This window comes from Marinobacter sp. 1-4A (assembly GCF_016597725.1).
In the GTDB taxonomy this organism is placed as follows: domain Bacteria; phylum Pseudomonadota; class Gammaproteobacteria; order Pseudomonadales; family Oleiphilaceae; genus Marinobacter.
Genome location: NZ_VCGY01000001.1, coordinates 644,212 through 665,226, shown reverse-complemented (window position 1 = coordinate 665,226; position 21,015 = coordinate 644,212). Strand labels below are relative to the sequence as shown.

General features: G+C 50.6%; 20 protein-coding genes. 14 read left to right on the top strand and 6 right to left on the bottom strand.

The features are described from left to right. Positions 1-125: 125 nt before the first annotated feature. The 4 genes from FE845_RS02905 to FE845_RS02890 all read left to right on the top strand — a co-directional run bounded on the left by FE845_RS02905 (position 126) and on the right by FE845_RS02890 (position 4,225). Entirely contained in the window at positions 126-1,274 is a 1,149-nt protein-coding gene (locus tag FE845_RS02905) for a glycosyltransferase (protein WP_320159664.1), read from the top strand. Beyond that, a complete protein-coding gene (locus FE845_RS02900) occupies positions 1,271-2,419 on the top strand; it encodes a glycosyltransferase family 4 protein (protein ID WP_200361663.1) in 1,149 nt (382 codons plus the stop codon). Before FE845_RS02905 ends, FE845_RS02900 begins: the two co-directional genes overlap by 4 nt. A gap of 212 nt (positions 2,420-2,631) precedes the next feature. After that, the gene (gene gmd, locus FE845_RS02895; protein ID WP_200361662.1) at positions 2,632-3,672 is read left to right on the top strand and encodes a GDP-mannose 4,6-dehydratase; all 1,041 of its coding nucleotides are present in this window, start codon (positions 2,632-2,634) and stop codon (positions 3,670-3,672) included. Positions 3,673-3,856: 184 nt separating this feature from the next. Continuing rightward, positions 3,857-4,225: a histone-like nucleoid-structuring protein, MvaT/MvaU family gene (locus FE845_RS02890; RefSeq protein WP_200361661.1), complete on the top strand. Its 369-nt coding sequence runs from the start codon at positions 3,857-3,859 to the stop codon at positions 4,223-4,225. Between the two features lie 86 nt (positions 4,226-4,311). On the opposite strand, the gene FE845_RS02885 is transcribed toward FE845_RS02890, so the two are convergent. Together FE845_RS02885 and FE845_RS02880 are read right to left on the bottom strand one after the other, a co-directional pair. After that, complete coding sequence (locus FE845_RS02885) at positions 4,312-5,268, bottom strand: GGDEF domain-containing protein (RefSeq protein WP_200361660.1); 957 nt, start codon at positions 5,266-5,268, stop codon at positions 4,312-4,314. Positions 5,269-5,271: 3 nt separating this feature from the next. Continuing rightward, on the bottom strand, positions 5,272-6,303 hold the full coding sequence (locus tag FE845_RS02880; RefSeq protein ID WP_200361659.1) for a response regulator: 1,032 nt from the start codon (positions 6,301-6,303) through the stop codon (positions 5,272-5,274). Between the two features lie 283 nt (positions 6,304-6,586). Here FE845_RS02880 and FE845_RS02875 point away from each other — a divergent pair, with 283 nt between their 5' ends. The 3 genes from FE845_RS02875 to FE845_RS02865 all read left to right on the top strand — a co-directional run bounded on the left by FE845_RS02875 (position 6,587) and on the right by FE845_RS02865 (position 9,673). Continuing rightward, entirely contained in the window at positions 6,587-7,486 is a 900-nt protein-coding gene (locus FE845_RS02875; RefSeq protein ID WP_200361658.1) for a hypothetical protein, read from the top strand. Positions 7,487-7,534: 48 nt separating this feature from the next. Then, the gene (gene sbcB / locus FE845_RS02870) at positions 7,535-8,977 is read left to right on the top strand and encodes an exodeoxyribonuclease I (RefSeq protein WP_200361657.1); all 1,443 of its coding nucleotides are present in this window, start codon (positions 7,535-7,537) and stop codon (positions 8,975-8,977) included. Between the two features lie 351 nt (positions 8,978-9,328). Further along, a complete protein-coding gene (locus FE845_RS02865; protein WP_200361656.1) occupies positions 9,329-9,673 on the top strand; it encodes an endonuclease domain-containing protein in 345 nt (114 codons plus the stop codon). 263 nt (positions 9,674-9,936) lie between these two features. Here FE845_RS02865 and FE845_RS02860 read toward each other — a convergent pair whose 3' ends face one another. The 3 genes from FE845_RS02860 to FE845_RS02850 all read right to left on the bottom strand — a co-directional run bounded on the left by FE845_RS02860 (position 9,937) and on the right by FE845_RS02850 (position 12,670). Continuing rightward, positions 9,937-11,937, bottom strand: coding sequence for a hypothetical protein (locus tag FE845_RS02860; RefSeq protein ID WP_200361655.1), 2,001 nt, complete (start codon positions 11,935-11,937; stop codon positions 9,937-9,939). 107 nt (positions 11,938-12,044) lie between these two features. Beyond that, entirely contained in the window at positions 12,045-12,383 is a 339-nt protein-coding gene (locus FE845_RS02855) for a type II toxin-antitoxin system RelE/ParE family toxin (RefSeq protein ID WP_200361654.1), read from the bottom strand. A 5-nt stretch (positions 12,384-12,388) separates the two neighbouring features. Next, positions 12,389-12,670 carry a type II toxin-antitoxin system ParD family antitoxin gene (locus FE845_RS02850; RefSeq protein WP_200361653.1) on the bottom strand — a complete coding sequence of 94 codons (282 nt, stop codon included), beginning with the start codon at positions 12,668-12,670 and terminating at the stop codon, positions 12,389-12,391. Between the two features lie 469 nt (positions 12,671-13,139). Between FE845_RS02850 and rfbB the strand changes: the two genes are divergently transcribed. Genes rfbB through rfbC form a run of 4 tightly spaced genes read left to right on the top strand, consistent with a single transcriptional unit; the run spans position 13,140 to position 16,557 of the window. Next, on the top strand, positions 13,140-14,219 hold the full coding sequence (rfbB, locus tag FE845_RS02845; RefSeq protein WP_200361652.1) for a dTDP-glucose 4,6-dehydratase: 1,080 nt from the start codon (positions 13,140-13,142) through the stop codon (positions 14,217-14,219). Then, entirely contained in the window at positions 14,216-15,130 is a 915-nt protein-coding gene (gene rfbD / locus FE845_RS02840; RefSeq protein ID WP_320159661.1) for a dTDP-4-dehydrorhamnose reductase, read from the top strand. Before rfbB ends, rfbD begins: the two co-directional genes overlap by 4 nt. Further along, the gene (gene rfbA / locus FE845_RS02835) at positions 15,127-16,011 is read left to right on the top strand and encodes a glucose-1-phosphate thymidylyltransferase RfbA (protein ID WP_200361651.1); all 885 of its coding nucleotides are present in this window, start codon (positions 15,127-15,129) and stop codon (positions 16,009-16,011) included. Before rfbD ends, rfbA begins: the two co-directional genes overlap by 4 nt. Further along, positions 16,012-16,557 (top strand): dTDP-4-dehydrorhamnose 3,5-epimerase, encoded by a 546-nt coding sequence (rfbC, locus tag FE845_RS02830; protein ID WP_200361650.1) that lies wholly within the window; start codon positions 16,012-16,014, stop codon positions 16,555-16,557. Between the two features lie 69 nt (positions 16,558-16,626). On the opposite strand, the gene FE845_RS02825 is transcribed toward rfbC, so the two are convergent. Further along, on the bottom strand, positions 16,627-18,108 hold the full coding sequence (locus FE845_RS02825) for a flagellin (RefSeq protein WP_200361649.1): 1,482 nt from the start codon (positions 18,106-18,108) through the stop codon (positions 16,627-16,629). A 328-nt stretch (positions 18,109-18,436) separates the two neighbouring features. Between FE845_RS02825 and FE845_RS02820 the strand changes: the two genes are divergently transcribed. From FE845_RS02820 to FE845_RS02810, 3 genes are read left to right on the top strand one after another with little or no spacing between them, the layout of a single operon-like run. Beyond that, complete coding sequence (locus FE845_RS02820) at positions 18,437-19,570, top strand: DegT/DnrJ/EryC1/StrS family aminotransferase (protein WP_200361648.1); 1,134 nt, start codon at positions 18,437-18,439, stop codon at positions 19,568-19,570. Then, positions 19,567-20,313, top strand: coding sequence for a WbqC family protein (locus FE845_RS02815; RefSeq protein ID WP_200361647.1), 747 nt, complete (start codon positions 19,567-19,569; stop codon positions 20,311-20,313). The genes FE845_RS02820 and FE845_RS02815 overlap by 4 nt, the downstream gene beginning before the upstream one ends. Then, on the top strand, positions 20,303-20,992 hold the full coding sequence (locus FE845_RS02810; protein ID WP_200361646.1) for a class I SAM-dependent methyltransferase: 690 nt from the start codon (positions 20,303-20,305) through the stop codon (positions 20,990-20,992). The genes FE845_RS02815 and FE845_RS02810 overlap by 11 nt, the downstream gene beginning before the upstream one ends. Positions 20,993-21,015 lie beyond the last annotated feature (23 nt).

The following is a 21,015-nucleotide window of genomic DNA, read 5'->3' as shown; positions in this document are numbered from 1 at the left end:
TGGCTAGCGGTATGCCGCAATGAGAGGGCGGCTGATCCTGTGCTATTATCGCCGCACTTTTTTTATGGTGCTGGTTTTAACAGTTACAGGGTCGCTTAGTGTCGGGGGAGATGTCGTCTTTGAATGTGCTGCAGTTTTATCGCACCTATATGCCCGAGTCTCAAGGCGGCGTAGAAGAAGCGATCCGGCAGATTTGCATTGCTACAGGTGAGCACGGTGTGAGCCACAGAGTGCTAACACTGGCGCGCGTAGATCAAGTAGACGTTGTTGAACGGCCTGAGGCGACAGTCATACGGGCACCTTTGCAGTGGGAGCCAGCGTCTTGCTCCATGGGGTTGGCGCTTTTTCGGCTTTATCGGGAGCATGCTCAGTGGGCCGATGTTATACATATTCACTACCCATGGCCGTTTGCTGATCTTGTGCACGTGCTTTCTGCAATCGATAAGCCTGTGGTAATTACCTATCACTCCGATATCCTGCGCCAACGATACCTAGAGCAAGCGTACCGTCCCCTGCGCACTTGGTTTTTCTCCCAAGTGCAGAGAGTTATTGCAACATCTCCTGATTACATGGCGAGCAGCCCGGTTTTGCAGAAGTTGGCTGCAAAGTGTGAGGTTATCCCTCTTGGTCTCAGCCCTGACACCTATGAGCCGGTGCAGGGTAGTACGCTTGATTCTGTGCGTGAAACCTACGGAGAAGGTTTTTTCCTGTTTGTGGGTGTTTTGCGTTATTACAAAGGCCTGCACACCTTATTGGAGGCAGCGGCGAAATCGGGCTTGCCGGTTGTGATTGCGGGAGCTGGGCCAGAAGAGGAGTGGCTGCGAAAGCGCGCGCAGGAATTGGGTTGCGCCAGTGTGGTGTTTGCTGGGTTCGTAGCCGATGAGGTAAGGGCTGCTTTATACACACTTTGTCGCGCTGTGGTTTTTCCTTCATTTCTTCGTTCGGAAGCGTTTGGTGTCACCTTGCTTGAGGGGCAGCTCTATTCTCGTGCGCTCATTAGCTGCGATATTGGTACGGGTACAAGCTTCGTTAACAAACACGGCGAAACGGGTGTTGTGATCCCACCTGAAGACCCTGAGGCTTTGGCAGAAGCCATGCGCCAACTTGATGATGACCATGAACTGTCGGAGCGCTTTGGAAAGGCAGGGCGCTTGAGGCTGGATAGCGTTTTTTCCGGTGAGCGAGTGGGTACAGAGTACACTCGCGTATACCAATCGTTGGTGTCCCCACCGTTATTCGGTTCAGAAAAATCAACAGTAAAGGTGGGTGAGTGAACGTTGTCATTCGCTTGGACTCACTTGTAGCCCCAAGAACAGGGATTGGGTATTACACAGAACACCTTACTAGGGCGTTGCTTGAGCAATCCAAGGTGAACGTTTTCGGCGTGTTCAATGGCCAGCGTTTGGAAGGTGCGGAGCTTCAGGCGTTACTGAAAGATCCGGGTGAAGCGAATGTATCAAGCGCGCCGGGCTTTATTGCCCGCTTGAAGCCTTGGTTGCGTTCAGTGCCGGGCGCTTATCCTTTGAGGCAGTGTTTTCGGGATCGACGTTCTGCTCGTGCGGCCGTGGGGGCTGAGATCTACCACGAGCCCAACTTTGTTCCTTTCCCTTTCTCTGGCAAAACCGTTTTGACCATTCATGATTTATCGCATTTACGCCACCCTGAGTATCACCCACCAGAGCGGGTGCGATTTTTAGAGCGATACCTTCCTGCTGCGGTGAATAACGCTGCGGCGATTATTGCGGATAGCCGTTTCACCGCTGATGAGATCTTGGATTATTTTCCGAACGCCGAAAACAAAGTTTTCCCCGTTCACTTGGGGGTTGAGGAATCTCTTGCGCAGGAAGATACGGAGACGGTTCGCTCTGTGCTGTCTCATTACGATTTGCCTTTCAAATCTTACATTTTATCCATAGCCACTCTGGAGCCTCGAAAAAATCTTGCGGGGCTTGTGCGGGCCTATCGAAAACTGCCTTCCGCGCTTCAGGCGGAGATGCCGCTTGTATTGGTGGGAGGCGCTGGTTGGAAAAATGACGAACTTCAAGCCTTGCTGAAGGAACAGGATGCAAATGGTCGAGTCATGTTAATAGGCCGTGTACCAAGGCGCGATTTGGCTAGCCTGCTGTGTGGTGCGCGCCTGTTTGCCTACCCATCGTTTTACGAAGGTTTTGGTTTACCCATTGCTGAAGCCAGAGCCTGTGGTACGCCAATACTAACCACCAGTTACGGTGCCATGGCGGAAGTTGCCGGGGATCAAGCTTGCCTCGTTCACCCGGATGAACTCCCGGAGGGTTTGCATCAGGCGTTGCTCACGCTGCCTGAGTCGGTCGAGCCTTTCCGATATTGTTGGCAGGAAACCGCTCGACAAACGCTTACTGTTTACGAGGCGGCGGGGCGTGCGGTAGGTAATGAATCCTAGTTAATTAATCCTAGTTAAGGTGCACCGGGTAGCTTCCTAAGGGCGTATACGGATGCCTTTATATAGCGGCAGTGGTAAACTCCCGCGTTTGCGCGTTACCTGCAGCATTCAAACTATTTTGTGGCTTTTAACTTCAGCCAAAAGCTCTCTGAGACAATTTAGTATTCCCGCAGGCGCGCCTATCAGAACATTTTGCGATGGGTTTCGTATCTATGAGTAAGAAAAAAGCAGTAGTTACAGGGGTTACTGGTCAGGACGGCGCCTATCTGGCCCAGCTGCTCTTGGAAAAAGACTACCTTGTATATGGCACTTTCCGTCGATCAAGCTCAGTGAATTTTTGGCGCATTGAAGAGCTGGGTATCCAGAATCACCCGAATCTTCGGCTTGTGGAATACGATCTTACCGATATGTCTGACAGCGTTCGGCTGCTGGCTGAAACGGAAGCGACTGAGGTTTACAATCTGGCGGCGCAAAGCTTTGTGGGCGTTTCATTCCGTCAGCCGGTAACCACTGCCAACATTACTGGCCTTGGCGCCGTAAACCTGCTCGAAGCCATTCGGATTGTTAATCCAAAAATACGCTTTTATCAGGCATCTACTTCCGAGATGTTCGGTAAGGTGCAAACTATCCCCCAAACAGAAGAAACGCCATTTTATCCCCGCAGCCCTTATGGTGTCGCGAAGCTATACGCGCACTGGATGACGGTGAACTACCGGGAATCCTATGACATATTTGGTACAAGCGGCATTCTGTTTAATCATGAATCGCCCTTGCGTGGCCAGGAGTTTGTAACTCGTAAAATCACCAATAGCGTTGCCAAAATTTCTTTGGGTATGCAGGACATATTGGAGCTCGGCAACCTAGATGCTAAGCGGGACTGGGGTTATGCCAAGGACTATGTAGAAGGTATGTGGCGGATGCTGCAAGCAGATCATCCTGACACCTTTGTTCTGGCAACCAACCGAACGGAGACCGTAAGGGACTTTGTTACTTTGGCGTTCAAGGCTGTGGATTTGGATGTCGAATGGCAAGGAGAGGGAGAATCTGAGTGCGCAATTGATGTTAAGTCAGGCAAAACTTTGGTTCGTGTTAATCCTGAATTCTATCGCCCTGCGGAAGTTGAGCTGTTAATTGGTGATGCGTCAAAAGCGCGTAAAGAGCTTGGTTGGGAACCCAAAACACAGCTGGAAGATTTGTGCAAAATGATGGTAGATGCCGACCTCCGCAGAAATAAGATTGGTTTTTCATTCTGAACATAAGACGTATGCAGTATGGAGTATCTAACTTTCTACATTGGTTAATTAAATACTCTTAAATGAATAATCTTTGCCATATATAATTCGATGCCTTATTATTTCGGTGGTTTTGAGCAAGCCCTTAGGCCGTTTAACGCGGTTTAAGTTTTAGAACCCACCGATGAGACAAGGTTTTAATTCCATGGCAAAGATTAACGATTACTACCAGAAGAAGCAGCTTATGGAAAAGCTTGCGGCCGAGATCAACCAGCTGGAGCAAGATCAGGCTCTGAAGAGTGAGCTGGCGTTTGAGAACAGCATTCGTGAGTTGATGGCTGAATACGATAAGTCTCCGAAGCATGTGCTTCAGATTCTCGCAGCGATTGACCCCTCCATTGCTGGAGCAAAGGCTGAAGGTGGCTCGAGCACTCGTGCCAAGCGCCCTTTGAAAACCTATAAGAACCCGCACACCGGTGAAGAGGTCCAAACTCGCGGTGGCAACCATAAGGTTCTGAATGAGTGGCGCCAAAAGCACGGCAAGGAAGCAGTACAGAGCTGGCAGCAAGACTGATTAGCCAGAGATTAAAAAGGGCCGGATGAATTAATAGTCATTCGGCCCTTTTTTTTGGGTGTTTTGCAGTGTTGGCGGATTACAGGTCATTCAAATACGACAACACAGTTTCTTCCGCTCTTTTTCGCTGTGTATAGAGCTTCATCTGCCTGCTGCATCCAGCTCATGTGATTCTCTACACTGCCTGTGAGTTGCGAGATACCCACACTTATTGTGTAGTTTATCGGTGCCACACTGGTTTGAACCACGCTTTTTTCGATACTTTCCCGTATTCGCTCACATATAATGCGAGCTCCTTTGGCATCGGTTTCCGGTAATATAATACCGAACTCCTCTCCACCATAACGGCCAATGCTGTCAGATTGTCTCAAACTGCTTTTAGCGGTTGCTGCTGTGTGTTTGATCACCTCATCTCCGGCCAGATGGCCGTGGTTGTCGTTTACTTTTTTAAAGAAATCTATATCGAACATTACAAGGCTGGTTATATGGCCATAGCGCCGGAAGCGTTCAAACTCCGCGTCCACCAGATTTTCCCACGTGCCCCGATTGAGCAGGCCGGTTAATCTGTCGGTCATACTGAGTTTGGCAAGCTGTTCGTTTGCCCGCTCCAGAGCCCGTTTGCCGGTGGCAATATCGGTTACGTCGTAAACCATGACGCATATTTTCTCCACCTGCCCGGTACTGCCGGCGAGTGGGCTGATGGTGAGGTTCTGGAACATGTAAGCTTCAGTGCCGGTGATGGGGCGCGTGCTGCGAAACCGGAACAAGTAGGGTCGTTGCTCCCAGGAGATGAATGCCCGGGTGTTGAGTAATGCGACGGCATCTACTTTACGGGTTAGCCAGGCTTGCGGGATGTCGGGGAAGATCTCAAAGATGCTCTGATTACGAATCTTGCTAGCCGTAATTCCGCTGTGGTTTTCCATGAAACCGTTCCACGCTTGCACTTTGAAGTCGAGATCTAGCACAACTAGGCCCACCTCAACGGATTCAAGCATATCTACCAGCCAGTGGAAGGATTGTGCTTCGAGTTCGTTTATGGCCATGGGTCAGTCCACCAGGTATTGAAGACGGTTTTCTAGAAAGGGTACTGAGTCTTCTGTGAGCAGCACCAACATATCGCACTGTATATTGCGATCCTCCAGAGCGTAGCTGATTTCAATACACAGGAGTTGTTCATCGCGAGAACTTTGGTGCTCAAGTAGATCCGTAATTTGGCGGTGCTGGCCAAGTACGCTTGGATGGCCTAGGCCTAGCTTGAGATCCAATTGATCCCCGATACCATTGAGGAAGGCTCCGAATAGAATGCTAGACATGTCCATCAACACTTCTACGTTGACAGATTCGTTCTCAAAGGTTTCGTAGTGAAGCAGTTCGGCCATTTCGTGAAAGCTGGCATCTGCAAACAGGAGTAACGCCTCGCCAGCGATACCAGCTCCGGTGAAGCCTTGGCAGACAGCTGAGTAGGTTTCGCTGTCGTTGGCTGCAGAAATGGCCATGTGAAGTTCGGAATTGGCAATAAAGGCAACTTTTGGAATGGGCTGTTTAACAAACACCCGCAGCAACCGGGCAAGTAGATCAGAAGAGCGACCCATGGCTACGTTGGCGATTTCTTGTAGGTAGTCGCTCAAAGAAACCGATATTTCATGGGACGGAAAATGGTCGTCTGGAGTGAGTTCGCTATCCTTCAGCGCGGCGTTTTCGAGATCGCCCGGTCGGTAGAAACCGTATTCCGCAAGCAGGCTGAGAACGAGCGCCATGTCTGTGGGCTTTTTTATGAAATCAATAGCACCAAGCTTACGTACCCGTTCTCGCGCTTCGGGCTGTATATCGCCGGAAACCACAATGGTCATTACCGGCAGATCTTCCGCCCGTACATGCTCCAATACTTGATAGCCGTCCATCTCTGGCATGTTGAGGTCCAGAAACATCAGGTCTGCCTTGCCCGCCCGCAGCTTCTCCAGTGCTTCCCGGCCGTCATTTGCGAACAAGATTGTTTCGGCAAGGCCGGAGGGTAGGGCACGGGCCATTTGTTTTCTGGCAAGTGTGGAGTCGTCGCAGATAAGAATGCGGGTGGTCATGTTTGTAGCCAGGCGGGGGTGGTAAGTGTTTCCGCAATTATAGCATTAGAACAATATATGTACATATAGACGACACCTTAATAGGTTGGCTCGGCAAAAATGAATACTGTAACCATTTGTTATTCTGGTTTGTGACTGAGCTCACTCTATAGCCCGAGTTGTCTCAATTATAGTGTCAGTGTAGTCAATGAAAATAAAAATTAAGTGAGGAATGCAAGAAAAACCTCTTGCGTGCCGTAGTCCACTTACGTTGGCACTTAAACTCTATTCTTGAGACTGTGTTATGAGACATATCGCGTCTGGATACGCCTCCCTCATTGCGTTCTGCGTAGGTATTGCGCCTGTTGCCAAAGCTGAACTAACGCCCATCTCCGAGTCGGCGATGGGAGATGTGACAGGGCAGGCGTTTATGCAAGTCCAGAATATTAACGGTACAAGTCATGAATATACCCGCATGACTCTGGGTATGGATGTAGACACCCGTGTAAACATCGATGATGTTCAGATTGGCCAAATTGATGGCGGTACCGATTTTTCCGCTCAACACTTAGCCCTTGGCCACATTGCGCGGGCTGATGGTGAGCAATTTAACGGCGTAACCTACAACGAGGGTGACGCCATACCTTTTGAAGCTCGCAAGCCATATATCGAACTGGCTGAAGATGGTGCCGGACTGGCCGGATTTCGCATGGGCTTTGAACAAGCCCGGGGGTCGGTTTCATCTCATACCACAAGTTTTAGTGGCAACATTGGTATGAAAGTCGAGTATTTCGGCGAAGTATACGACGCTATGTTGTTTGACGGTGTTGGCGGAGCTGCAACAAACAAGCGCGCCACTCACATCGGCCTTGCGCCCAACAGTCCCGGTCAAGCGGCAGGTTGTAATGTTGATGGCGCCTTGGCCAACTGCGCTCCGCTAACCAACCTCAGGTCTATAACGGTGGGTGAGGATACGGGTGCGGGTGATGGCACAATTGGTTTCACCGATGGTTTTTTTATCGGCTTCCAGCGAGACGATAATATGGAGTGGCAATCCATTGATGGGGCAAACGTTATCGATGTTGGCAAGGGTGTATTCATTAACCTGCCAACGAATATGACGGTTGATCTTACCAACCTCACCAGCGGTGGTATTGATCGCCTGCGTACTCATCAGGTGGATATGGGTACTAAGCTGTTTTGATTTTGCTAGACTCCTGAACCTAATGATTCATAAGGCAGGAGTCTTCGCTTGATCCGCTCTTTTTACTGGCACGATTACGAAACATTTGGTGTGGACCCGGTCCATGATCGGCCGTCACAGTTTGCAGGCATAAGAACCGATGCGGATCTCAATATTATTGAAGATCCGCTGGTTATTTATTGCAAACCCACTGACGATTACTTGCCATCACCAGAGGCCTGCCTGATTACAGGCATTACACCGCAAAAAGCGATGCAGGAAGGCTTACCCGAAACCGAGTTTATCGCCCGTATTAATGAGGCGTTCAGCCAGCCGGGTACCTGTGTGGTAGGTTATAACAGCCTTCGTTTTGATGATGAAGTAACCCGCCATACGCTTTACCGTAACCTGCAAGATCCCTACGCTCGGGAGTGGCAAAACGGTAATTCTCGGTGGGATATTATCGATATGGTGCGGCTGACCTACGCTCTGCGGCCCGAAGGTATCAACTGGCCGCGCAAGGAAGATGGCAGCCCCAGCTTTAAACTGGAAGCGCTCACAACCGCCAATGGCATCGCCCACGAAGCTGCCCACGATGCTATGTCGGATGTGGAAGCAACCCTTGCCGTTGCCAAGCTGATTCGGGACAAACAGCCGAAGTTGTTTGATTTTGTTCTTAACAACAAAGATAAACACTCCGCACGAGCTATGTTGGATACGGCTGCCATGAAGCCAGTCTTCCACATATCCGCCAAATACCCGGCAACTCGTGGTTGCTGCGCCATGGTTGCGCCGTTGGCGGATCACCCCAGCAATAAAAATCTGGTGATTGTTTATGACCTAAGGGAAGATCCGAGCGAACTGATTAACGCTACACCGGAGCAGATTCGCGAGCGGGTATTCACCTCTCAGGCAGATCTGGGAGACAAGAGGCGCTTTCCGTTAAAAGGTGTACAGCTGAACAAGTGCCCAGTTCTGGCACCCGCGAACATGCTCACGACGCTTACCACCGAACGCCTGAACGAGCTGGAGCTTGATGGCGATACCCTTCGAGCGAATCTTGCCCTGCTGAGAAAGGCGCCGGGACTGGCGGAGCGAATTGCTGAAGCATTCGACCAGCCCCATGAAGGCGACCTAACGGACCCCGATGAACAACTTTATGCTGGCGGCTTTATTTCCCCAGCCGATCGAAGTGAGCTGAATCGAGTGCTACAAACGCCGCCGGAATCGTTAGTTGAAGAAGCGTTCAGCTTCAAAGACGAGCGCTTGCAGGAAATGCTCTTCCGTTATCGTGCTCGTAATTATCCTGACTCATTAACCAGTGAAGAGTCTGAGCGCTGGGAACAGTTTCGCTCTCAGCGCTTAATGGCTCCGAAAAAAGGTTGGCTGTCTCTTGAGGCGTTCGGGCTGGAGCTGCAGCGGCTGGCTAGTGATCCGGAACTGACGCCGCAGAAGCAGCAGATTTTGGAGGATTTGCATTTGTATGGGGAATCGTTGATTCCGTATATGTAAAAAACGGCCCCCGTTCCCCAACCCCTCTCTCGCGAGGGGTGAGGGGCTAAATGATGTTGGCCCGTAGGGCCGCTTTTGAAATGCACCCTCTCCCCCAGCCCCTCTCCCGTGAAGGGAGAGGGGAGCTACACATCCAAAGCCGGCGAGATTCCGCCAAGTTTTCAGGTCAGCGCAGTAAAAGCCCCTCTCCCCTCGCGGGAGAGGGGGGAAGCTACACGCCCAAGGCCTGTAAGACTCTGCCAAAGCCCAAGGCCAGTGCAGTAAAGCCCCTCTCCCCTAGCGGGAGAGGGGTTGGGGAGAGGGGGATGCAGTAAAAGTCCCCAAAAAACCACCAAAGCCAAGGATGGCCCAATGAACCAAGCTCAGTTCGCCAAACACCTCCGCCAAAACATGACCGATGCGGAGAAACTGCTCTGGTTTCACCTCAGAGCCTATCGTTTAAACGGAAAGCGCTTCCGCCGCCAGCAGCCTCTTGGGCCTTACATCGTCGATTTCGTGCATTTTGGCTCAAGAGTGATTGTCGAGGCCGATGGCGGTCAGCACAATGATTCGGAAAGCGATCAGGTGCGAGATGCTTGGTTGCGTTCGCAAGGGTTTACCGTGCTGAGGTTTTGGAATCATGAAATTTTGAAGCAGATTGATGTGGTGCTTTCTGTAATTTATGAGGAGTTGGAGGGCAGGAGAATTGGGAGTTAGAACGACCCCCTCCCGATGCGTCGGACCGCCCCAACCCTCTCCCGAAAGGGGCGAGGGGCTAAATGTTGGCCCGTTGGGCCGCTTTTAAAATGCACCCTCTCCCCCTGCCCCTCTCCCGTGAAGGGAGAGGGGAGCTACACACCTAGAGCCTGCAGGATTATGCCTAGGCCCGAGACCATTGCAGTAAAAGCCCCTCTCCCCCTGCGGGAGAGGGGTTGGGGCGGTCCGACGCCTCGGGAGGGGGCCGTTTTCCCTTTAACGCCTCATCGCCGCCTTTGAAAATACACACTCAAATTCTGCCCCATCAAGCTCTGCACCTCGCTCCCCAGAGCCTCCGCCTGAATTTGTGTTTGAACTGGCTTAGTGGCCAAGCTGTGGCCATCTTCATCGCGCGCTTTTACCAGCTTCCATTCCACTTCGTTACTCACCATCGCCATCAGGTCTTTCAGCTGGGCCTCGTCCTGTGGCTGAAACCAGCGGTCTCGGCAGCCGCCTATGCTGTAGAAGTCATCTTCTTGGGCAAGTTCCTGCCAAGTATGGTCCTGTCGGTTGCTCAGAACCATTCGCCGAAGCTGTAGCAGGGTGGCGCGGGTCGGTTGAAGGTTGTGTTCTGCAATCAACTTCCGCATTTGCCGGTCGCCGGTTGTGCGTTCGGCTATGGCTGTATGTAGGTGAACTATTGCACCAGAGCCGGCGGCACTGTTCACCAATGCAGCCAAGGAAAGTTCTGTCATGGCTGGTGAGGGCAGGCGGCCCACTTCAACCCAGTGCACCTTATGACCATCGGCGACAAACTGCTGCGCAATAGACCAGGGCCAGAACACAATGTTGCTGATCTCTAATTCCGCAGCCATGCGAGTCGCTCTGGCGATGTTGGCCAAGGATTCATCTACGGCGATCACTTCAACGTCTGCCAAATAGCGGGCCAGCTCCATAGCACGCTGGCCAGATTGAGCGCCGCATACGATCACGCGTAAGGTGTCTGGTAGCTTGTCTGTGGCTAATCCTAGCTCTGTGGCCATCAGTGACTTCAAGCTGCTTTCCGCTCGGTAAGCCAGTTTTGACCAGACCGGCCAAGCTTGTGCTACGTCAGATTTATCCAGACACAGCTCTGCCGCTTTCTCATCAAAGCACTGTTTGATGCCTTCTTCTTCGGCGCGGTGGTAGTAGCTGGCAGCGAGGACAGGCTGAAGTGCCAGCGGCCAGTCCACCAGGTTCCACTGCCCAAGCTGCACAGCAAAGTCTTGATGAAATAGGGCGCCGTACATGGCACTGATCATTAGCGAGCCAATCAAGGCTTCCTGAGGTTCGCCCATTACGATCTGTGCTTTGAGGCTGTCGTTAACCGCTTCTATTAAGCGTGTTTCATCGTCCGCAGCCGCGAGGGCATAGCCGGTACGGTCTGCATACTGAGCGACAGCGAGCACGAGCTGTTGTAAGTCTTCCCTAAGTTCTACCGTCTGGGCGACTTCTGTCAAAATCGCGCGGCGTAGCATAGCAACCAGTTCTTCCACCGCAGGGTCTGGCATCAGTGTTTTTTGCAGGGCCAGAAGTAATAGTTCATCGGCGCTCGCAGAATCCAGAAAAATCTCTGCTTGAGGGTTATCCAAATCGTATTGCTGGCGGATGATGGACGCTACAAAGCGACCGATTTCCTGATGCGGCAAGCCCTCATGGCTTAGCAGTGCGATAGCATCCAAAGCCAAGTTGCTATCCGCTTTGTTTACTGCGAGATGTTGGGCGCAGGTTAGCATGCCGCTGTATACGGAATCCCATTCGGTGCCAGTTTCTAACAACTTGCGGTAGTGCAGATAGGCCACATCAAATTGACCCTGCAAGCGCTTGGCGTGGGCGACACCGCAAAAAGCGGCGGCGGATTGCCGGGCGTGGTCCAGAGCCTGCAGGAAATGCTGCTCAGCAAGGGCAGGGCGCTCGGTTTTCAGTGCCCAGTAGCCCAGATTTGCGTACTGCTGCGCCTGATCAGGCTGAACCCGCAGGCTGGCGTTGAAAAGGTCGTGGGCGTTTTCAAGTTGCCCGTCATCCATTTCGACACGCCCCAATAAACCCAAGGCAATTGCATTGTTTGGATCAAGCGCAATCACCTCTTCCAAATACACACGGCATTCTTGCCGGGCTTGTAAACGCTGAATATGGCTTAACCCGCTGCTGTTGGACTCGCCATACGCAAGATTGGCCTGCAGAAGCAGCCGAGCCGCCTGTGCCTGTTGGGAATGGGATTCCTGAATGTGATGTTTGGCTTGCATGGGATACCTCGTTTACCTGCCGCTGCGCTAAAAAATTGCGGCAAAGGCCTGCAGTTTTTTGGTGGTTTGCTGTGCTTTGTATGAGGTGTAGCGAAAGGTGTGCCAGTTTAGAAGTGTTCCTCAAAATCCATCGATGTGTGCAGGATACGTAAGATCACGATTTTTCTTGATTGCTTATCGACGACTTCTTTGAAGAAAAGAAGGTGCTTCGCATTCATTCCCACCCTTCGAATCGGCATGCTCTGAATATCGGCATGCAGTTCCGGACGGGTTTTTGCGAGATAATGATCTGGGCCTGATTCAGACAGTTCCCTCACGCTATGAGCTATTAATTCGCTATAGCGTTGGGCCTGATGCTGCCCAAAGTATTTGAAGGTATGAAGTATAATCTCGTCAAAATCCGCCGCAGCTCTTTGCGAAAATTCCACCGTCCATAGTGGGGGCATAAGGCTCAGTCCTTGTTAGTAAGCTCAGAAGCCCTGCGTGAGAGGTATTTGGTAATATCTTCGCCAACGCCCAGACTGACAGTGCGTCCCTCTTCAACGTCTTGCAGGCCTTCAGCCACGGCATCTCGCAAAGTCATAAGCTTCTGCTGATGTTGCAATTCCTGCTCCTCGACAAGGCGAAGGCCTTCCCGAAGAACCTCGCTGGCATTTTGATACCGACCAGTTTTAACAAGGGCGCCTAGCAGTTGTTCCTGATGATTGGTTAAAACTATATTTCTCGTTGCCATGTAAGCACCTCCAGCTTAGTGATTGGCATATAATGCCATTTGGCGAGGTGTGTTCCAAGGTCCTGTGAACCGGATTTGCAGGTCACACATAAGATGAAGGCAATACATGGACATCTGAATCGGCAAAGACGATTTTTCGGGTCGAGACCATCCTAGTTACACTATCCAGCATAGAAGCAACTATCCCATCCCAAAAACATCGAAACCTGAATGCCCGCAACGATCAACAACACATACCCAGTCAAAGTATCACTCGTCGGAGCAAAACGACCTATCTGGTGGCGAATGCTGATCAGGCCATATACGACCTTTCAGGACTTACACCGCATTATTCAGGTGACATGGGTTGGCAAGCTTCGCACCTGCATCTATCTTTCAATTGCTCACAACGTTGCTGGCAAATGCCGTGGGTTTACTGATGAGGTAGTATGTTGCCGAGTGATATTGCGTTTTATTGGCGGGAGTGGGCATGGCAACTAAGCGAACACTATTGGTAACGGGCGGTGCCGGGTTTATCGGTTCGGCGTTGGTGAGGCATATCATTAACGCCACGGCCGATCAGGTGGTTGTTCTCGATAAGCTCACCTATGCCGGAAATCTGGATAACCTTGCCGAGTTCAGCCAAAGCCCTAGATACAGGTTTGAGCACGGGGATATATGTGATCGAAAAACTGTTGACCGCATCCTTGAGGAATACCGTCCTCACGCCATTTTACATTTAGCAGCTGAGAGCCATGTGGACCGCTCGATTTTGGGCCCCGCAGCGTTTATCGAGACTAACATTCTTGGCACCTACACATTACTTGAAAGCGCCAGACATTATTGGGATGGTTTAGGAAGCCAGGAGCGGCAGGCGTTCCGTTTTCACCATGTCAGTACCGATGAAGTGTTCGGCGACCTTGCCGATGTGGAGGGTGGCGCAACAAAGCGCTTTCACGAGGCTACACCCTATTCGCCCAGCAGCCCATATAGCGCCAGCAAAGCAAGCTCTGATCATCTCGTGCGCTCTTGGCACCGAACCTATGGGCTACCTGTATTGATTACGAGTTGTTCAAACAATTATGGACCTTACCAGTTTCCTGAAAAACTGATTCCTTTGATGGTTACAAATGCTCTGGAGGGGAAGCCGCTACCGGTGTATGGCGATGGGGGACAGATCCGTGACTGGCTCTATGTTGATGACCATGCAGAAGCACTTTACCGAGTCTTGACAGAAGCTCGGCCCGGGGAGGTGTATAACATTGGCGGAAACGCGGAAAGGCGGAATATTGATTTGGTTCATGCCGTATGCGAAGTATTAGAAGAGTTGGCTCCAGAAAAGCCCGCAGGAGTTGCCTGGTACAAGGATCTGATTACGTTTGTGCAAGATAGATCGGGCCATGACAGGCGCTATGCGATTGATGCGAGCAAAATTGCAAGAGATCTGGCTTGGCAGCCCCGCGAAAACCTAAAAACGGGGCTGAGAAAAACGATTGCTTGGTATCTTGATAATCCGCTTTGGTGTGAACGTGTTAATAGTGGCGCATACCGGCAGGGGATAGAGCCGTGAGAATTCTTCTTTTTGGAGCTGAAGGGCAGTTGGGTTGGGAGTTGCGCCGTTCGCTCTCTGTATTGGGAAGCGTAGAGGCGATCACCCGTAATGACGGGCTGAAGGTTGATCTGGAAAAGCCTGAGAGCCTGCGCATTTGTATTCAAAGCACTAGGCCAGATGTCATTGTAAATGCGGCGGCATATACCGATGTGGTTGCGGCAGAAACCCAGCAGGAAATGGCATTTCGCATCAATGCAGAAGCCCCCCGAGTGATGGCTGAAGAAACCAAACAGATAGGTGCTTTATTTGTACATTACTCAACGGATTATGTGTTCGATGGCAATTCGAGCTCAGCATACGATGAGAGCAGTAAGACGGCACCCCTAAACTTGTACGGCAAGAGCAAGCTCGCCGGAGATATGGCTATTACCCAGAGTGGTTGCGACTACCTTGTGTTCAGAACAAGCTGGGTGTACTCCGCGCGTAGAAAAAATTTCCTCAGCACTATGCTGCCGCTTTTAACCTCTCGACAGAGCCTGAGTGTTGTGTGTGATCAGGTGGGTGCGCCAACCTCTGCGGAATTGATTGCGGATGTCACCGCTCATGGGGTTCTGGCAGCGCTTGATGATAGAAAACACTGTGGGCTTTATCATTTGGCTGCATCTGGAGAAGCCTCTTGGTGGCAGTTCGCTGTTCTTATTTCAGAGCAGTTACGCGCTAAGGGTATGCGAACGGTAATGGATACGGATGCCATCAAACCAGTAACCAGTGCTGACTATGCTGGTGGCGTCGCGCGACCACTTAACTCACGCTTGAGCTGTGACCGTTTGCGAAAGGCTTTTGGTTTGCACTTACCTCGTTGGGAAGACGGTGTAGCCCGAGTAATTGATGAGCGGTTTTCTCTTTCGGAAAAGGAGATATTGAGATGAAAGGGATTGTACTTGCTGGAGGCTCTGGAACTCGCTTGTATCCCATTACTCAAGGAGTGTCTAAACAGTTACTGCCGGTGTATGACAAGCCGATGATCTATTACCCATTGTCGGTGCTTATGCTTGCCGGTATCCGCGAGATTTTGATTATTACCACGCCAGAGGACGGCCCTTCCTTTCAACGACTGTTGGGCGACGGAAAGCAGTTTGGCATTGAACTGAGTTACGCGGAACAACCTCGGCCCGAGGGTATCGCTCAGGCCTTTTTGATTGGCGAAACTTTTATTGGTGAAGACAGTGTGTGCTTAGTGCTGGGCGATAATATCTATTATGGCCAAGGGTTGAGTCAGCGCCTGCAGCGTGCGGCGAGCAAAGATACAGGTGCAACGATTTTTGGCTATCAGGTAAAAGATCCAGAGCGCTTTGGTGTAGTGGCGTTCGATGAGGCTGGCCACGCCATCTCCATTGAAGAAAAGCCTGAACAACCGGCCTCAGATTACGCAGTTACGGGTCTGTATTTCTATGACAATGATGTGATTCAAGTGGCAAAAGCCGTTAAACCATCGGGTCGAGGTGAGCTGGAAATAACCGCCGTTAACCAAGCGTACTTGAGTGCAGGAAAACTAAATGTTGAGTTACTGGGGCGGGGATTCGCTTGGCTGGATACAGGCACGTTTGACTCTTTGTACGAGGCATCTGGGTTTATCGAAACTCTCGAAAAACGTCAGGGGCTAAAAATCGCCTGCCTTGAAGAAGTGGCCTACCGGATGGGCTACATTGGCCGTGATGCGTTGATGCACCAGGCGGAAAAACTGCACAAGAACAGTTACGGTGAATATCTTAAAAAGCTGGCAGGCTCAGATTCTAAAGAGGCGTCGTAAATGGAAATAAAAGATACGGCTTTGCCTGACGTGAAGCTCATACTGCCTAAGGTATTCGGTGACAGCCGTGGGTTCTTTAAGGAAGTCTGGAACCAGCGGGAGCTTGCACAGCATGGGCTAGACGTGAACTTTGTTCAGGATAATTTTAGCCGCTCTTGCCGAAACACTTTGCGTGGATTGCACTTTCAGGATGAAAAACCGCAAGGCAAGCTTGTTTGGGTCAGTCGCGGAGAGGTATACGATGTGGCTGTAGATGTTCGGCGAGGCTCACCAACCTTTGGGAAGTGGGTGGCCGAGTATTTGTCTTGTCAGAACCATCGGATGCTATGGATACCGCCGGGGTTTGCTCACGGTTTTCGCGTTTTAAGTAACGAGGCAGATTTTCAATACAAGTGTACCGAGTTTTACGATCCGGATGATGAGCGGTGCATTCGATGGGATGACGAAACTTTGGCGATTGGCTGGGGAGATGTTGATTCCGCCGAGCTGATCATCTCAGAAAAAGATGCCAGCGCCTTAAGCTTAAAGGCCATGTTCGAAGTCTAAAGGTGCAACTTCTTTTAACTCAAAAGGCCGGGTTCACTTGCCCGGCCTTTTGGGGTTTTACTTGAACGCTTATCCCTGCAACAACTGCAATACCTGCTGCGGCCGAGCGTTGGCCTGAGCCAATACCGAAAGGCCTGCCTGCTGGAGTACCTGTGTGCGCGCCAAATTTGCAGATTCCGCTGCAAAGTCCGCATCCTGAATGCGCGACCGGGCCGCAGAGAGGTTCTCTGAAGTGGTGCTTAGGTTCGCAATAGTTGATTCCAGTCGATTCTGGACTGCACCAAGGTCTGCGCGAATGCTATTGATGGTCTCAAGGGCGGAGTCTAATACTCGCATGGCACTGCTTGCGCCTTCAAAATCGCTGATGTCTATGTCTGCCAGTGTTTCCGCTGTCGAGCCATAGGCGGTGGTGGCTGCAAATAGCCCTGTGGCGCCGCCTACATCGCTGGAGACAGCAAAGCTGGTTGCAGAGTCGAATGTGACTTCGCCAGCAATCCGCGCGCTATCGGTGGCTCCGTCGGTGAGCGTTGCGGTGTCTCCGGAAGAGCTCTCCAGCGCAACGGTGCCGCCACCGTTATTGGAAAAGCCCTCAATAACAATGTCTTTACCACTCTCTTGAATGAGCTTCATTTTGCCGCCATCGACTTCCGCCGTTATGCCGGTTTTGCCGCTGCTGGCATTTATCTCACGGGCCAGAGCTTCAATGTTTGTGACATCGGAGATCTGTGCAGATACTGTGGCTTCATTGCCATCACCAGTCGATAATTTCATGGTGACGGTGCCACTAGCCGAGAGTGGTCCAAAGTCTACAGATGTTCTTGCAGAAGCTGTCACCCCTGTGGTTTCAGCTTTCTTGTTGACCTCGGCGGCAATAGATTCGGCTGTTGCGCCAGAAGCGGTAATCGCAACCGTTTGCTCATCTAGCGAGCTGGAAATTGTCAGGTTTTGAGGGTCGAGATTGTTCTCAGTAGGAGCAGTGCCTGACGCTGTTGCTATTGAGCCTGTCCCTGTGCCACTAGCGACAGTGTCCCGAGTATTGTTCGCAAGGCTGTCGATTCGAGTGCCTGTAATCGACACTGAAATCGTTTGGTTCTCATTAGCCCCAGCCTGAAATTTCTGCGCCTGAAAGGTGCCGTCAAGTAGGTTAAGGCCGTTAAACTCTGTAGTCGTCGCTATGCGTTCCAGCTCCTGCTTGAGTTGGTTCACTTCCGACTGCAATGCCTTTCTGTCGGAGGCCGAGTTTGTTGCGTTGGCAGCCTGAACAGCAAGCTCGCGCATACGCTGCACAATATTGCCGGATTCGCCCAGTGCGCCTTCCGCCACCTGAGCCAGAGAGACGCCGTCGTTGGAGTTTCGAACCGCTTGGTTGAGGCCGCGCACTTGAGAGCTGAAGCGCTCAGCTATAGCTAAGCCCGCAGCGTCGTCCTTAGCGGAGTTTATGCGCAAGCCGGAAGACAGACGTTGAAGCGTTGTATCTGCATCTCGCTGTGAAGCATTAAGGTTGCGTTGAGCGTTTAGCGACGCGATGTTGGTGTTAATAATCTGAGGCATGTCTGTTCTCCCTGCTCAGCATTGCCGGAAACCAGGTTCATGAAACTGTGGTGAACCTTTGCCGGCTGGAATTCGTTTGTTTGCCGTTTGGTAGAAACAAAGCCATGCTCGTGCCACATTGTTAAAAACTGATAATTTACAGAAGGTTGTGCATCGCTTTGAGTTTTTCTGCGTGTTTTGAGGATTGGGTTGCCATTAAACTGACTGGGACATGAGGTAAGAAATTGCCGCCATTTGATCAAGCGGAAAGTCATTGGAGTGACGCTTCAATTTGCTGCTAGGATGGGGTTAACTTATAACTACTATTTTTCCTCTGAGGGTTTACGCTTTGTCTGAAGACCTGATCACTGTCACTCGGCCTAGCCTTCCTGATTTGGAAAAGTTGCAGCCGCTCTTAGAGGAAATCTGGAAAAGTGGGCGTTTGACCAATGGCGGCCGTTTCCACGAGGAGTTAGAGGCGCGCCTTTGTGACTATCTTGGCGTTGAATATCTGTCGTTATTTACCAATGGGACAATTGCACTGGTTACCGCTTTGCAGGCTATGGAGGTTACTGGAGAAGTTATCACAACCCCCTATACGTTTGCAGCGACGCCCCATGCGCTGCTTTGGAATAAATTGAAGCCGGTGTTTGTGGATATTGAGCCTGACGGTTTCAATATGGATGCTTCGAAAATCGAAGCGGCGATAACGCCAGAAACAACAGCTATTCTCCCTGTTCACTGTTACGGAACGCCAGCAAACGTAAGTGAAATACAGCGTATAGCCGATCTCCATGGTTTGCATGTTATTTATGATGCTGCACATGCTTTTGCGGTACGTCATAAGCGCAGCAGTCTTCTCGATGCTGGCGATATTTCGGTGCTTAGTTTTCATGCTACTAAAGTTTTTAATACCTTTGAGGGAGGTGCTTTAATCCTCAAGGATAAAGAAACGAAACAGCGAGTGGACTATCTAAAGAACTTCGGCTTTGCAAATGAAACTACCGTTGTCGCGCCTGGCATTAATGGCAAGATGAATGAGTTCCAAGCTGCTCTTGGCCTCTTGCAGTTGGATAAGATTGATGAAGATATTTTGGCCAGACGGCGGGTCTACCAAAAGTACCAAGCCGCATTAGCGGGTATTGCTGGTTTGAAATTAATGGACGAGCCATTGGATACACAGTGGAACTATTCGTATTGTCCGGTGCTTGTGCAAGACGAGTTTCCAGTTTCGCGAGATGAGCTCTATGACGACTTTCGAGAGCGGCGAGTTTTAGTGCGTCGTTATTTCTATCCTCTCGTTTCAGATTTTCCAATGTACTTTGATTCTTCAGCTTTCTATGAGCGTGCCTCATCGGTTGCAGAGCGTATCTTGTGCCTTCCTATCTATAGCGATTTGAGTGAACACGACTTCGCTCGGATTATTGATTGCCTGCATGACGTGGTTAACAAAAGTACTGGTAGATATGGGAGCAAAGAATGAAGCTGGCCATAATGCAGCCTTATTTTTTCCCTTATCCGGGATACTTTCAATTACTAGCGCAGGCAGATCTCTGGGTAGTATTCGATCACTGTCAGTTTGTGAATAAAGGTTGGGTGAATAGAAACCGAATCCTCCACCCAGATCCCGAGAAGGGGTGGCAGTATCTCACTGTACCTTTGAGCAAACGAGGGCGCTTTGACTTTATCGATCAGATAGATATTGATGAGAATGCGGATTGGCGGATGAGCCTAGTTGGTAAGTTGACCCATTATCGAGCCGCACCCCATTATCAGGAGGTGATGGCGGTTTTCAAGGACGCTCTAAGTTATCAGGGCTGCCGATTGTCTGCTTTCTTAGTTAACTCCCTTCGACTACTCGCGGATTACCTTGGGGTGAAGACACGAATTGTGGTCTATTCTGATCTTGATCTTGGTATTGGTATTGAGAGTGTGGTGCATTCCGGTCAGTGGGCGTTGAGAATCTCTGAAGCACTGGGCGCGACCGAATACCTCAACCCCATGGGAGGAAAAAGCCTCTTTGACCCATTGGAGTTTTTAGAAGCGGGTATCGAGCTTCGTTTTCTGGAAACACGTATTCGAGAGTATCGTCAGGGCCCATACGATTATGTACCGAACTTATCGATTCTTGATGCGATGATGTGGTGTGCCTCCGATACCCTCAAAAGCATGTTGAACGAAGACTTCTCAATTCACTCATGTTCAGGGGCTTTTAATGAGTGCTGACTACCTTCACAAAGAATACCCCAAGCAGTTTGATCGTGATGCTTTCTGGGAGCAAATCAAGAGGACAGTGAATGGAAAACCTGTCAGCGACCATGATATTAGAATGATTGTCGATCAAATACAGAGCTCGCTCGATTTGCGTTCAGATGAGAGGCTCCTTGATCTTGGTTGTGGAAATGCAGCGCTGGCTAGTTATCTTTTTGGAAGTGTTCAGCAGTATTTCGGGGTTGACTTTTCGGACTACCTAATTGGGGTGGCTAGAGAGTTTTTTTCACATGCAGGTAAAACCCATTATTACTGTGACGACGCGGTAGCGTTTGCAAGCGCGTTTGAGTACCCAGAAAAGATAGACAAAGTAGTAATCTATGGGGTCATTTCGTATCTTGCCGCTGCCGATGTCGAACACCTTGTCTCGACACTTTCGAGCCGATACTCCTCTTGTAAGCGGATTTTTATTGGCAACATACCTCATCGTAGTAAAGCTGCTGCGTTTTTTAAGCGTCGAAACGTTGAGCAATACCTCCTTGACGATCCAGAGTCAGCCATTGGGATTTGGTGGGCGCCGGAGGAGTTCATCAGGATCGGCAACATGTCCGGATATGACGTTGACATTTTAACGATGCCTGAGTCTTTTTATGGTGCCGAGTATCGATTTGATGTGCTGTTAAAAAGGCCATAATGGTGGGAGAGTCAAGCCATTTT